Origin of the sequence: Bradyrhizobium sp. HKCCYLR20261, assembly GCF_051168435.1 — a bacterium.
GTDB lineage: Bacteria > Pseudomonadota > Alphaproteobacteria > Rhizobiales > Xanthobacteraceae > Bradyrhizobium.
In genome coordinates, this window is sequence record NZ_JBNPUZ010000029.1 from 36,617 (window position 1) to 47,336 (window position 10,720).

The 10,720-nt window shown below is 66.7% G+C and carries 12 protein-coding genes; 7 read left to right on the plus strand and 5 right to left on the minus strand.

The window, feature by feature from the left end:
• Positions 1 to 129: 129 nt before the first annotated feature.
• From ACQR1L_RS34135 to ACQR1L_RS34155, 5 genes are all read left to right on the plus strand, one after another.
• Complete coding sequence (locus tag ACQR1L_RS34135; RefSeq protein WP_434862295.1) at positions 130 to 1,296, plus strand: amino acid aminotransferase; 1,167 nt, start codon at positions 130 to 132, stop codon at positions 1,294 to 1,296.
• Between the two features lie 17 nt (positions 1,297 to 1,313).
• The gene (locus ACQR1L_RS34140) at positions 1,314 to 1,937 is read left to right on the plus strand and encodes a YitT family protein (RefSeq protein ID WP_434862296.1); all 624 of its coding nucleotides are present in this window, start codon (positions 1,314 to 1,316) and stop codon (positions 1,935 to 1,937) included.
• 196 nt (positions 1,938 to 2,133) lie between these two features.
• Positions 2,134 to 3,198, plus strand: a complete 1,065-nt coding sequence (locus ACQR1L_RS34145) for a ketopantoate reductase family protein (protein ID WP_434862297.1) — start codon at positions 2,134 to 2,136, stop codon at positions 3,196 to 3,198.
• 101 nt (positions 3,199 to 3,299) lie between these two features.
• Positions 3,300 to 4,313, plus strand: coding sequence for a Na+-dependent transporter (locus tag ACQR1L_RS34150; protein WP_434862298.1), 1,014 nt, complete (start codon positions 3,300 to 3,302; stop codon positions 4,311 to 4,313).
• A gap of 116 nt (positions 4,314 to 4,429) precedes the next feature.
• On the plus strand, positions 4,430 to 5,311 hold the full coding sequence (locus ACQR1L_RS34155; RefSeq protein WP_434862299.1) for a transporter substrate-binding domain-containing protein: 882 nt from the start codon (positions 4,430 to 4,432) through the stop codon (positions 5,309 to 5,311).
• 124 nt (positions 5,312 to 5,435) lie between these two features.
• Here the strand turns inward: ACQR1L_RS34155 and ACQR1L_RS34160 are convergent, their stop codons facing one another.
• The 5 genes from ACQR1L_RS34160 to ACQR1L_RS34180 all read right to left on the minus strand — a co-directional run bounded on the left by ACQR1L_RS34160 (position 5,436) and on the right by ACQR1L_RS34180 (position 9,570).
• Positions 5,436 to 6,104 (minus strand): amino acid ABC transporter permease, encoded by a 669-nt coding sequence (locus tag ACQR1L_RS34160; RefSeq protein ID WP_434862300.1) that lies wholly within the window; start codon positions 6,102 to 6,104, stop codon positions 5,436 to 5,438.
• Between the two features lie 31 nt (positions 6,105 to 6,135).
• Positions 6,136 to 7,386 (minus strand): NAD(P)/FAD-dependent oxidoreductase, encoded by a 1,251-nt coding sequence (locus ACQR1L_RS34165; RefSeq protein ID WP_434862301.1) that lies wholly within the window; start codon positions 7,384 to 7,386, stop codon positions 6,136 to 6,138.
• 15 nt (positions 7,387 to 7,401) lie between these two features.
• A complete protein-coding gene (locus ACQR1L_RS34170) occupies positions 7,402 to 8,160 on the minus strand; it encodes an SDR family NAD(P)-dependent oxidoreductase (RefSeq protein ID WP_434862302.1) in 759 nt (252 codons plus the stop codon).
• A 159-nt stretch (positions 8,161 to 8,319) separates the two neighbouring features.
• On the minus strand, positions 8,320 to 8,592 hold the full coding sequence (locus ACQR1L_RS34175) for a hypothetical protein (protein WP_434862303.1): 273 nt from the start codon (positions 8,590 to 8,592) through the stop codon (positions 8,320 to 8,322).
• A 39-nt stretch (positions 8,593 to 8,631) separates the two neighbouring features.
• Complete coding sequence (locus ACQR1L_RS34180; protein ID WP_434862304.1) at positions 8,632 to 9,570, minus strand: GlxA family transcriptional regulator; 939 nt, start codon at positions 9,568 to 9,570, stop codon at positions 8,632 to 8,634.
• Positions 9,571 to 9,696: 126 nt separating this feature from the next.
• On the opposite strand from ACQR1L_RS34180, the gene ACQR1L_RS34185 reads away from it, so the two are divergent.
• Complete coding sequence (locus ACQR1L_RS34185; protein ID WP_434862305.1) at positions 9,697 to 10,401, plus strand: DJ-1/PfpI family protein; 705 nt, start codon at positions 9,697 to 9,699, stop codon at positions 10,399 to 10,401.
• Between the two features lie 173 nt (positions 10,402 to 10,574).
• Positions 10,575 to 10,720, plus strand: a 146-nt coding sequence (locus ACQR1L_RS34190) for a transposase family protein (RefSeq protein ID WP_434862307.1), incomplete at its 3' end; no start/stop codon positions are given.

Consider the following 10,720-nt stretch of genomic DNA (forward strand, 5'->3'; position numbering starts at 1 on the left):
CATTCGCGGGGTGCGGCCGAGCGTTGCGGAAAATCCGGCTGTTTTTGCGCTGCAACCCGGATAATGTCCGCGCGCCCGCGAGGACGGCAATGGCCGCCCGCAGGGCTGCCAGCCGACAGGATTGCCCCGATGTTCGAACGACTGACCCGCCAGCCCGATGATCCCCTGCTCGCTTTGATCGGCATCTTCAAGGCCGACACGCGGGCCGACAAGGTCGATCTCGGCGTCGGCGTCTATCGCGACGAGGCCGGCAATTCGCCGATCTTTCGCGCCGTGAAGGCAGCCGAGCGCCTGATCTGGGAGAGCCAGAGCAGCAAGGCCTATGTGGCACCGGAAGGCGACCAGGCCTTCCTCGACCTGCTGTGGTCGATGGTCGGCGGCAAGGCCTCTTCCGTCCATGCCGCGGGCGTGCAGACCCCCGGCGGCTCCGGCGCGCTCCGGCTCGCCGCCGACCTGATCCGCCAGGCCGGCACCGGTAAGATCTGGCTGGGCCTGCCGAGCTGGCCCAATCACGCCGGGATCTTCGAAGCCGCGGGCCTCGCGATCGAGACCTATCCCTATTTCGATGTCACCTCGCAGACGCTCCAGCTCGATCGCATGCTGGAGGCGCTGCGGCGCGCCGCGCCGGGCGATGCCGTCCTCATCCACGCCTCCTGCCACAACCCCACCGGGGCCCCGTTGACCGCGCAGGACTGGGCCCGCATCACCGACGTGATCGCATCGCGCGGCCTCGTGCCGCTGATCGACTCGGCCTATCAGGGGTTCGGCGCCGGCCTCGACGGCGACGCCGCCGGCCTGCGGGCAATGATCGCAGCCGTCCCCGAGGCGCTGCTCGCGGTGTCCTGCTCGAAATCCTTCGGCCTCTATCGCGAGCGGACCGGCGCGCTGTACGCCGTCGCCGCGGCGCAGGCCACGGCCGAGACCGCGCGCTCCAATCTCGTCGCGCTCGCCCGCACCAGCTATTCGATGCCGCCCGACCATGGCTCGGCGATCGTGAAGACGATCCTCGGCACGCCGGAGCTGTACGCCGACTGGAGCAGCGAGTTGGAAACCATGCGCCAGCGCCTGGCGGCGCTGCGCGGCGCCTTCGCAGAGGCGCTCGGCGGCCGCTGGTCCAACACCGTGGCGATCGGCGTCCAGGAGGGCATGTTCTCGCTGCTGCCGGTGACGCCGGCGGAGGTCATGACCTTGCGCGAGAAGCACGGCGTGTACATGCCGACCTCCGGCCGCATCAACATCGCCGGCCTGAAGCTCGCCGACGTCGCGCGCGTCGCCGGCCTGTTCAAGTCGCTCTGAGGGCAGCGAGCGTCGAGATGACCGGCGTGACCGAGGCCGCGGTGCAGGAGCGTCACAAGCTCTACGAGGACGCGATGGCGCTGACGCTCGGCACGCTGTTCGTGTCGCTCGGCATGCTCATCTACAGCAAGACTTTGCTGCTGGTCGGCAGCACCGCCGGCCTGTCGCTGCTGTTGAGCTATGTCAGCGGCTACGGCTTCGGCGTCAGCTTCTTCCTGATCAACCTGCCGTTCTATGCGCTGGCCGTGCGGCGCATGGGCTGGCCGTTCACGATCCGCACCTTCGTCGCGGTTGGGCTCGTCGCGCTGTTCTCGCGGCTGACGGCCTTGTGGGTCGACATCAGCCATATCGACCCGCTCTACGCGACGGTGATCGGCGCCGGCCTGACTGGCACCGGACTGCTGATGCTGTTCCGCCACCGCACCGGCCTCGGCGGCATCAACATCCTGGCGCTTTACCTGCAGGAGAACTGGAAGATCCGCGCCGGCTACTTCCAGCTCGCCGTCGACGGGCTCATCATGCTCGCGGCGTTCTTCGTCATCCCGGTCGACCGGCTGGCCCTGTCGGTGCTCGGCATCGTGATCGTCAACATCATCATCGCGATCAACCACAAGCCAGGGCGCTATATGGCGCTGAGCTGAAGGCCGCGCCGGCCCGCGGTTTTGGTGCGCTGCACTTGCCAGATCGCCCATTCCATGGGATGAAAGCCGTGGTATGCCACGGACATCGAAGCCGGGGATACCGCTTCGCCGGGCCCGTGGCGTCCGGCGGCGTCTGAGCGACATGATCGCCAATAAAAAAGCGCGAACGCAAACCAATCACTGGGGAAACCAAGGAATGGCACGCAATATCCTGATTCTCGGAGCCTCCTACGGCTCCCTGCTCGGCACCAAGCTGCTGATGGCCGGCCACAACGTGACGTTGGTGTGCCGCAAGAAGACCGCCGAGCTGATCAATCGCGAGGGCACGGAGGTCCGCATCAAGCTGCGCGACGAGCCCGCGCATCGCTCGATCTTCTCGCGCGACCTGCCCGGCAAGCTCGACGCCGTCTCGCCCGACGCCGTCGATCTCTCCCGCTACGATCTCGTCGGCCTGGCGATGCAGGAGCCGCAATACACCAATCACACGATCCGTGTGCTGATGGTCAAGATCGCCGAGGCGAAGCTGCCGTGCCTCTCGATCATGAACATGCCGCCGCTGCCCTATCTGAAGCGCATTCCGGCGCTGGCCAACGTCGACCTTGAGGAGGCCTACACCAATGCCTCGGTGTGGGAGCGCTTCACGCCCGGCCTCGTCACGCTGTGCTCGCCCGATCCGCAGGCGTTTCGTCCTCCGGAGGAAGGCGCCAACGTGCTGCATGTCGGCTTGCCGACGAACTTCAAGGCCGCGGCCTTCGAGGACGCCAAGCACAATGCGCTGCTGCGCGAGCTGGAGCGCGACATCGATGCCGTCACGCTCGACGGCCAGGATGTGCCGGTCAAGCTGAAGGTGTTCGACTCGCTGTTCGTGCCGCTGGCGAAATGGTCGATGCTCTTGACCGGCAACTACCGCTGCATCACGCGCGGCGAGCCGCAGCCGATCCGCGATGCCGTGCACGGCAATCTCGCGCAGTCCAAGGCGATCTACGAGCATGTCGATGCGATCGCGCGCAAGCTCGGCGCCGATCCCAGCGACCAGGTGCCGTTCGAGAAATACGCCAAGGCGGCCGAGAGCCTGCTCAAGCCGTCGTCGGCGGCGCGCGCGGTCGCCGCCGGCGCGCCTTTCATCGAGCGTGTCGACCTGCTGGTGAAGCTGATCGCGCAGCAGATCGGCATGCCCAATCCCGAGATCGACCAGACCGTGCAGACCGTCGACTTCAAACTCAACGAGAAGATCGTGGTCGGCGGCTCCAGCGCGCAGTGAGATCAGGCGCCGACATCGTCCGTAACCAGATGTGACTTTGCATGAACGCGCGGCCAGCCCATGGTTCGCGCGTTCATTGATTCACATCGACTGGAATTCCGATGCCGTTCTCCGGGCCACTCGCTGTTCCGCTGCGGGCCCTGAGCTGGCTCGGCGACCAGGGCACCCGCGCCGTTGCGGCGGTGCTGCTGGTCGCGATCGCCGTGCCGCCGGTCGGCGAGCTGACGCGACCCTACGTCACGCACGCGATCTTCCTGCTGCTCTGCATCTCCTTCATGCGCGTCGACATCGCGATGCTGTCGGCGCATCTGCGCCGGCCGCGGCTGGTGCTCCTGGCAACCGCCTGGACCACGATCGCGGTCCCTGCCCTGGTCGGTAGCATCGGGCACATCACGGGCGCCGATGCCGCCGCGCCGGGTCTCTATCTCGCGCTGATGCTGCAGGCCTCGGCCTCGCCGATGATGGCCTCGCCCGCGCTCGCGGCGCTGATGGGGCTGGATGCGACGCTCGTGCTGATCACGCTGGTGACATCGACCGCGCTGGTGCCCTTCACGGCGCCGCTGTTCGCCTATGTCTTTCTCGGAGAGACACTGGCGCTGTCGCCGGCCGCGCTGGGGCTGAAGCTCGCCGGCATCCTCGCAGCCGCGCTGGCGGTCGCCGCCGTGATCCGCCTCGCCTTCGGCAGCGACCGTATCCGCCGCTACCGCGCGCCGATCGACGGCTTCAATATCCTCATCCTGTTCGTGTTCGCCTCCGCCATCATGGCGCATTTCCTGATCGACCTGGTCGCGAGCCCGTTCCGCATGCTGGGACTGGCCGTGCTCGCCTTCGCGGTGTTCTTCCTGCTTCTTGGTATCACGATGCTGCTGTTTCGCCGCTTTGGCCGCGAGCGGGCGATGGCGCTGGGCGTGATGGTGTCGCTTCGCAACATGGGGCTGATGCTCGCGGCGACCGACGGCGCAATTCCCGGCATGACTTGGCTCTACTTTGCGATGAGCCAGTTTCCCATTCACCTCGCGCCGCAACTGTTGCGACCTGTCGTCGACCGCTTGCGATCCTCATCACTTCCATCCGGCGGGACTGATCACGGGGCGATCAGCCCTGCACGCGAATGAGGCAGCGCAGCATCGCGGCTGCGTGTCGTGCGTAGGACAGCTATCAGCACCGAGATGCTTGTTGCTGGCGTGCGGCGCCGACGCTACGCTCCGCGCCATTGGTGCAGGAGGTTGATGTGACCACATCAGACGATCAGAAGATTTCCGAGGACCGCCGCGAGGCCTTGCGCTATGCGCTCGCGATCGGCTCCGGCGCGGCGCTCGCGTCGGCGATGACGACGACGCCCGCCTCGGCGCAGGCGGCCGGCGACAACACGCTGGACCGCGTCCGCGCCAACAAGGTGCTGCGCATCGCAGTGCTGCCCGGCGAGCTGCCCTATTTCAACAAGGACCTGGCGTCCGGCACCTGGTCGGGCTTCTCGATCGAGATGGCCAACGACATCGCCAAGCTGCTCGACGTGAAGCTCGAATATGTCGAATCGACCTACGGCAATTCGGTGCTCGACCTGCAGGCCGGCAAGATCGATCTCGGCTTCGCGCTCAATCCGACGCCGCAGCGCGCGCTCGTCATCGACTTCTGCGGCACGGTGTTCCCGCATCCGTTCGGCGCCATGCTGAAGAAGGGCATGGAAGCCAAGACCTGGGCCGACATCAACAAGCCCGAGGTCAAGATCGCCGTCGACGTCGGCTCCGCCAACGAAGCCGTGGCGCGGCGGTTTGCGCCGAACGCGACGATCAAGTCGCTGAAGTCGCGCGACGAGGTGATGCTGGAGATGGCCTCGGGCCGCGTCGACGTCGTCGTCAACGCGCTGATTTTGGGGCTGACGGCGATCGCCAAGAACCCCAATCTCGGCACCTACAAGATCCTGCAGTCGCCGTCAGTCGCGATCCCCTCCAGCATGGGCGTCCGCCGCGAACAGGACAAGCGCTGGCGCGACTTCCTCGCGGTGTGGGTCGACTATAACCGCGGCATCGGCCAGATGCGCGAATGGTTCGTCAAGGGCCTTGGCCTGGCCGGCGTCAAGGCCGAGGACGTGCCGGTGGAAGTGAATATCTGAGGGAAGCTGCGGCTCTCTCCGCCGTCATTGCGAGCGAAGCGAAGCAATCCAGGACCGCGCGCGAGACTCTGGATTGCTTCGTCGCTTCGCTCCTCGCAATGACGGCGGGGCCAATGCAACGAACTCACGCCTTGTCGTAGCTCATCCCCCGTTCGAACCGGCGGCTCAACAACGTCGCCGGGAACAGGATCGCGAAATAGATGATCGCGATGATGGTGTAGACCTCGAGCGGTCGGTAGGTATCAGCATTGATCAGGGTCGCGTTGTAGACGAGATCCGGCACCGCGATCACCGACACCAGCGAGGTGTTCTTCAGCTGCGTCACCGACTGGTTGACGTAAGGCGCGAGCATCGGCTTCAGCGCCTGCGGCAGGATCACCAGCCGCATCATCCGCCAGGGACGCAATCCCAGCGCCCGGGCCGCGTCCCATTGCCCGCGCGGCACGCTCTCGATGCTGCCGCGCACGATCTCGGCATAAAACGCGCCAGCATACAGCGACAGCACCGTGACGGCCGCGACATGCGCCGGGATGTTGACGCCGATCACCACCGGGAATGCGTAGTAGAACCAGATGATCTGCACCAGCAGCGGCGTGCAGCGGAACAGCTCGATATAGCCGATCAGGAGCCAGTCGATCACCGCGAGGCGGCGCAGCCGGATGATCCCGACGAGCAGGCCGATCACCGTCCCGAGCAGGATCGTGCCGAGCGTATAGGCCATGGTCCAGCCGAGCCCCACCCAGAACAGATGGCTGTACTTGGTGAGAATGGCAAAGTCCCAGGTGTAGTTCATCTTGGCTCCGGCGTGACGCGGTCGCGGCTCATCAGAGATACCGGCTCGGCGCGAAGGCGGAGGCGTCAAAGGACGGCGCCTCGCCCGCGATCATCGCGGCGATCGCAGCTCCCGTGGCCGGCCCCGTGGTGAAGCCGATGTGCTGGTTGCCGAATGCAAGCCACAGGCCGGAATGCCGCGGCGCCCGCCCGATGATGGGCAGCGAGTCCGGCAAGGTCGGCCGCGCGCCGCGCCAGGGCTGCGCCACGGCCTCTCCGAACTCGATCACGCCGCGCGCCTGCGGCACCACCTGTTCGAGCTGAGAGAAGTTCGACGGCGCGTCGCGATCGGTCAGATCGACGCCGGAGGTGACGCGCACACCGTTCTCCATCGGCGTCATCAGGAAGCTGCCCTCGGCATCGTTGATCGGCCGCAACAGCGTGCGGTTCGGGTTCGGCGTGAACTCCTGGTGATAGCCGCGCTCGAACGCCATCGGCACCTTGTAGCCGAGCGGCCGCAAAAGATCCGGCGACCACGGCCCGAGCGCGACGACGACGTTGCGCGCGCGGATCTCGCCGTCGCCGAGCAGCACGCGCCAGCCGTCGCCGTCGGGCAGCAGCGCCCGGATCTCGGACTGGCGCAGCACGCCGCCCGCCCCCTCGAACATCCGCGCATAGGCTTTCGTCACATTGCCGGGCGAATCCACCGACGCCGTCTGGCTGTGCTGCAGCCCGACCTTGTAGACCGGCACGATGTTGGGCTCGAGCGCCGAGATGCCCTGCCGATCGAGCACCTCGCTCTTGATGCCGTATTCAGCCAGGAACGCCTGCTCGGCCTTGGCGGCAGCCAGCGCATCGCTGCGCCACGCCTTGAGCCAGCCGGTCTCGCGGATGCGCTGCGGTTCGCCGGCGCGGACGATCCAGTCGCGATGCAGCTTGAGCGAGGCGCCGATCAGCCCATGCAGCGCAATCGCGCGCGGCTTGACGCGGGACTCCACCGCATTCGCAAGAAAGCGCAGCACCCAGTCGAGGTTGCGCAACGTCCAGGACGGATTCCAGCGCAGCGCCGCGTTCTGATTGCCGAGATAGGACGGCAGCGCCTTGAACAGCGAGGGCTTGTTGAGCGGCAGGATCGAGCCCGAGGACAGAATGCCGGCATTGCCGTAGGAGGTCTCCTCGCCCGGCAGCTTGCGGTCGACCAGCACCACCGAAAGCCCGCGCTCCCGGTTGGCGAAGGCTGTGGAGACGCCGACGATTCCGGCGCCGAGCACGACCACGTCGGCGGTCTCAAGTCCATTCTGCATCATCAATCGATCCATTTACATCAGGGTCAGGCCGCCATCGACCGGCAGCACCGCGCCGGTGATGTGGCCGGCGTCGGGCGACAGCAGGAAGGTCACGGCGGCCGCGATATCGTCGGGCTCAGCCAAGCGCGCTTGCGGATTGGCCGCCGCCGCCTTCTGCCACGCCGCCGGATCGAGCGAGCCGAGCCGGCCCTCGTCCTTGCGCGTATAGCCGGGCATCACGACATTCGCGGAGCCGCCGGTCGCGGCCAATTCGATCGCGAGACATTTCACCAGCGCCTCCAGCGCCGCCTTGGCGGCGGCCGACGCGGGAAAGGTGCCGCCCGGCACGAAGCGATGCGCCACGAAGCTGGAGATCGCGACGACCCGCGCCTGCGCGCTCTGCAACAGCTCCGGCAGCGCCGCGCTCGCGAGCTCATGAAAGGCCGCCGGCATCACCTGGAGCGAGCGCTCCAGCCCCTCGCGCGGCAGGTCGCGAAAGCCGCGGCGATCGGCGAAGCCCGCCGCATGGACCAGCGCATCGATACGGCCGAACTTGGTACGCGCAGCCCCGACGAGATCAGATGCAGCGCCCGCGGTAGCGAGATCGCCGCGATAGATGGCCACCTCGGCCCCGGCCTCACGGCAGCTCTCGGCGACCTTATGCAACCTCGCAAGCCCAGCTTCATCAGCGCCCTGGCCGTGAAGCATCAGGCCTTGCCCCGGCCCTGCGAGACGGCGCGCGACGGCAGCGCCGATGCCGGCTCCGCTGCCGGTGATGATGGAAACGCGCATGACCCCGATCTGCTGATATCTTCAAGCCGCGAACTATAGGTCCGGCATCGCCGGATGCAAACCACGCGCCGACATGCCTGAACATCTACAAAGCACGCCGGCCCTGCAGCGGACCTTCTGCGGCTGCGAGTTTCATCTGGTGAGACCACGCCGCTCCGCTCAGACCGACAATCCGCTGCACGTGAGAATGACGCGCGTCGCGCGCCAGATCCAATTGTTACCGTCGCGCGCCGCCTGCACGCTGAACACGCGCTGCTTCCAGTGCGGGTCATGCGCGAAGCGGATGTTCTCGATCACGAAGTCCTGCTGCTCCCGCTTCCATTCGAGCGCCCAGGCGAGATGCGCCTCCTCCAGCTGCTGCCGCAGCTTGGAGAATTCGATCACATAGGGCGACGGGACGATGATCCCCAAGCTCATCGAAGTGCCGGCCATCGCGCGACCTCCGCGATCTCTTACGGACCTCGGCTGAGCCTATCCGGCCCGCGCCGCACGCCGCAAGGCCTGAGGCGGCTGGCCGAAGGCGCGGATGAAGGCGCGGCGCATCCGCTCGGGATCGCGAAAACCGGTCGTCTCCGCCACCAGCTCGATCGGCTGATGCGAGGCCTGGACGTGATCGCGCGCGACCTCGAGCCTGAGCCGCTCGATCGCCTTCGACGGCGTGGTGCCGGTCTCGGCGACGAAAGCACGAGTGAAGTGGCGCGTGCTCATGCCGGCGCGATCCGCGAGATCATCAACCGTCAGCGGTTCGTCGAGATGCTCGCGCGCCCAGGTCAAGAGCTCGGCGAAACGCCCGCTCGGCGCCTTCAGCTCGAGCAGCGAGGAGAATTGCGACTGGCCGCCGCTGCGCCGGTGATACAGCACGAGCTGCCGCGCCGTCTTCTGCGCGATCTCCTCGCCGTGGTCGTCCGCCACCATGGCGAGCGCGAGATCGATGCCCGCGGTGATGCCCGCCGAGCTCCACACCTGGCCGTCACGGACATAGATGCTGTCCGGCTCCAGTTTGACGTTCGGATACATGCGCAGGAATTGACGGGTGCGCTGCCAATGCGTCGTTGCCCGCCGTCCGTCGAGCAGGCCGGCTTCGGCCAGCACGAAGGCGCCGGAGCAGATGCTGGCGATGCGGGTGCCGCGCTGGGCGACCTTGCGCACGAAATTGAGCGTGCAGGCATTGCGGCTAGCCGCCTCCACGCCCTCGCCGCCGGCGATCAGCAGGGTCTTCAGTCCCGACACCCGACCAAACTTGCGCGCCAGCATCTCGGCGCCCGATGACGACCGCACCGGCCCCGGCGTCGCGGCGACCACCCTGATCGCAGGCGCGGCGCCCGTGTAGCGGGCCGCGATCTCGAACACCGAGATGGGCCCGGCGGCATCGAGCAGCTGGAAGTCGGGAAAGATGAGCACGCCGATCATGCGGGTCGCTCCACCAAGGGACTAACTGAATGGCTTGGCTGAAATCGAGGGAAATTCGCCATATGAGACAAGCAGCGGATCATGCAGGGTGTTTCCCGTCAACCCGTAACGTCAGGGAGCGCAGTCATGGCCGAACCGCTGTCCATCGCCCTCGTCCTGTTTCCCAACCTGACCCAGCTCGACCTCACCGGCCCGGTCCAGGTGTTCTCGAGCGTGCCCGGGGCCACGCTGCATCTCGTCTGGAAGCGAATCGAGCCGATTCCGACGGACTCCGTGCTCACCTTGATGCCGACGACGACCTTCGCCGATTGCCCGCAAGCCGATGTGATCTGCATTCCCGGCGGGTTCGGTGTCGACGCCATCCTCGGGGATGCCGAGGTGATCGGCTTCATCCGCCGCCAGGCCGAGGGAGCCAAATACATCACCTCAGTATGCACGGGCTCGCTGGCGCTCGGCGCGGCCGGTCTGCTCGACGGTTATCGCGCCGCGACGCATTGGAGCGCGCGCGAGTGCCTGCCGCTGTTCGGCGCAACCGTGAGCAAGGAACGGGTCTGCATCGACCGCAACCGCATCACGGGCGGCGGCGTCACCGCGGGCATCGATTTCGCGCTGACCGTCGTGGCGCAGCTCGTCGACCGGCCGACGGCCGAAGCGATTCAGCTCAGGCTCGAATACAACCCCGAGCCGCCCTTCACCGCGGGCTCGCCGGACACGGCGCCACCGGAGGTGCTGTCACGCATGCTGGAGCGGATCGCGCCCTTCCGGACGCGGCGTGTCGAAGCGGCGGAGCGCGCCGCGGCCGCCTTGAAGACCGCCGTCCCCTCAACATAACGTGCTTCCACGGAATCGCGTCTACCCGCCTCGCGAGCGCTTCCGCGGCGTGCAGCCCCGCTGCCACCCTCCCCTGGAGGGCAGGGCAATCGCATGTGAAATTACGCTGTAAGGCATTGTGATCCGGTCAAAAATCGATTCTGAAGGTGGTCCTGAGATGTAAGGAGCTGCCGATGGATCGATTCTCGGAGTGCTTCGAAGACCTGCCCGACCCGCGCGCAGACAATGCGCTGCACGATCTTACGGAGATTTTGTTCATTGCGCTGATGGCGACGTTGTGCGGGGCGACCAGTTGTACCGACATGGCGCTGTTTGCGCG

Bases quoted from the DNA above. Each gene is read 5' to 3' on its own strand.
- ACQR1L_RS34165 (WP_434862301.1), bottom strand. From the start codon at position 7,386: ATGCAGAATGGACTTGAGACCGCCGACGTGGTCGTGCTCGGCGCCGGA.
- ACQR1L_RS34175 (WP_434862303.1), bottom strand. From the start codon at position 8,592: ATGGCCGGCACTTCGATGAGCTTGGGGATCATCGTCCCGTCGCCCTAT.
- ACQR1L_RS34160 (WP_434862300.1), bottom strand. From the start codon at position 6,104: ATGAACTACACCTGGGACTTTGCCATTCTCACCAAGTACAGCCATCTG.
- ACQR1L_RS34135 (WP_434862295.1), top strand. From the start codon at position 130: ATGTTCGAACGACTGACCCGCCAGCCCGATGATCCCCTGCTCGCTTTG.
- ACQR1L_RS34185 (WP_434862305.1), top strand. From the start codon at position 9,697: ATGGCCGAACCGCTGTCCATCGCCCTCGTCCTGTTTCCCAACCTGACC.
- ACQR1L_RS34170 (WP_434862302.1), bottom strand. From the start codon at position 8,160: ATGCGCGTTTCCATCATCACCGGCAGCGGAGCCGGCATCGGCGCTGCC.
- ACQR1L_RS34150 (WP_434862298.1), top strand. From the start codon at position 3,300: ATGCCGTTCTCCGGGCCACTCGCTGTTCCGCTGCGGGCCCTGAGCTGG.
- ACQR1L_RS34145 (WP_434862297.1), top strand. From the start codon at position 2,134: ATGGCACGCAATATCCTGATTCTCGGAGCCTCCTACGGCTCCCTGCTC.
- ACQR1L_RS34180 (WP_434862304.1), bottom strand. From the start codon at position 9,570: ATGATCGGCGTGCTCATCTTTCCCGACTTCCAGCTGCTCGATGCCGCC.
- ACQR1L_RS34140 (WP_434862296.1), top strand. From the start codon at position 1,314: ATGACCGGCGTGACCGAGGCCGCGGTGCAGGAGCGTCACAAGCTCTAC.